The 1528-nt window shown below is 74.7% G+C and carries 2 protein-coding genes; both read right to left on the bottom strand.

Annotated features, from left to right (window positions below; all coding sequences use genetic code 11):
- A partial coding sequence (locus PROKR_RS06150; RefSeq protein ID WP_036960729.1) for an ATP-binding protein occupies positions 1 to 994 on the bottom strand: 994 nt, incomplete at its 3' end.
- Positions 991 to 1528: DUF4194 domain-containing protein (locus PROKR_RS34040; protein ID WP_051432734.1), on the bottom strand; the 538-nt coding region annotated here is incomplete at its 5' end. The genes PROKR_RS06150 and PROKR_RS34040, both read right to left, overlap by 4 nt.

The raw sequence follows: 1528 nt of genomic DNA, 5'->3' as shown, positions 1-1528 counted from the left end.
TGTCGGCGGCCTTGCGGTGGTGCTGCGCCCGCTCCTCCGCGGCGCGTGCCCCCGCCAGCGCGCCGTGCGCCAGGTCGAGCTTCCACGCGTCCTTGAAGGTCTCCAGCGAGCCGCGCAGCGTCGCCGCGCGGACCCCGGCCGCCGACCCCTCGTCGTACGTCTTGGTCAGGGCGGCGAGCCGGCTCAGGTGGTCGATCTGCCGACGCGAGGTCTCGATGTCCGCGTACGCGCGCGCCACGTCCGCAAACTGGTCCACGGCCTGGGCCGCCAGCGCGAACGTGCCGGGCTCGTCCAGCATGTGCCCGCGGAACAGGTCGTCCAGGCTGCCCAGGTTCTTGGCCGACTGCGTGCGGTGCAGCAGCACCAGTGCCTGCTCCGAGCCGATGCCCAGGGCCTGCGTGAACGCGGCGGCGAACGGCGCGTGCCGCTCGCTCACGGTCGCGTCGGGCCAGGCGGCGGTCACGCCCGCGACGTCAGGGCCGGAGCGGACGAACCGCTCGAAGTCCAGCAGCCCCACCTCGCCGCGCACCACCACGTGCAGCGTCGCCGGCGCGGAGGAGCCGCGTGTGAGGTGGAACAGGCGCACGAGGGTCACGGTGCCGTCGTCGGCGTCGGTGCCGTTCGAGTACCGCAGCAGCACGCCCGACCAGGTGGCGCCCTGGCGCAGGTGGTCGGCCACCACCTCGCCCGTGCTCTCGTCGGTCCGGTGCCGCCACGCGCCGCGTACGTACGAGACGACGTCACGGTCACCCGCCTCGCGCTCCGTGGCGGCCGTGCCGGCCGCGGCCACGTTGAACCGCAGGTGCTCGGGCGGTGTCAGCACCGCGGCGACAGCGTCGACCAGCGACGACTTGCCCGAGCCGGAGTGGCCGGTCAGCAGGAAGCCCTCGCGCGGGACGGGCACCACGTGGTGCCCCGAGAAGGTGCCCCAGTTGACCAGCTCGATGCGCGCGAGGCGCCACTGCCCGGTGGGGGACGGGTGCGGGGTCTTCATGCGCTCTCCTTCGCCAGCCGGGCGTACTCGGCGCTCAGCGCCGCGACCTGGTCCGCTCCGAACACGGTCCGCAGCACAGGGGAGACCGTGCACCTGTCCCCGCTGAGCGGCTCCAGCATGCCCGACTCGATCAGTCGCGCCCACGTCGCGTCCAGCTGCCGGGTGAAGTCCATCGGCGAACCCCCGCCGCGCCGCCGGTAGACGGCGAGGTGGTCGGCCGCCTCGTCGCGGCTGACCGCCACCCGGCCGTCGGCCGAGTCCAGCAGGAGGGCGCGCAGGTGCAGCAGCAGCGCAGTGTCCAGGAACGTCAGCGTGACCGCCCGCACCACCTGCGGGGCGTCGGCCGCCGGCACGTCGCGCACGAAGGCGACCTGCGCGTCGCCGTCCACCACCAGGTCGAGGTACTGGTCGGCGAGGCGCTCACGCACCACGTCCTCGTGGGTGAGGAGCGCGCGCCAGGTGTCGGCGTCGGTCTCGGCGGCCAGGTAGGGGCCGCGCACGAGCCGCGCCAGCGCGAGGCGTGCGGCCGCGGGC

This window comes from Promicromonospora kroppenstedtii DSM 19349, from assembly GCF_000515355.1.
In the GTDB taxonomy this organism is placed as follows: Bacteria; Actinomycetota; Actinomycetes; order Actinomycetales; family Cellulomonadaceae; genus Promicromonospora; species Promicromonospora kroppenstedtii.
This window is presented reverse-complemented; position numbering and strand designations above follow the sequence as displayed.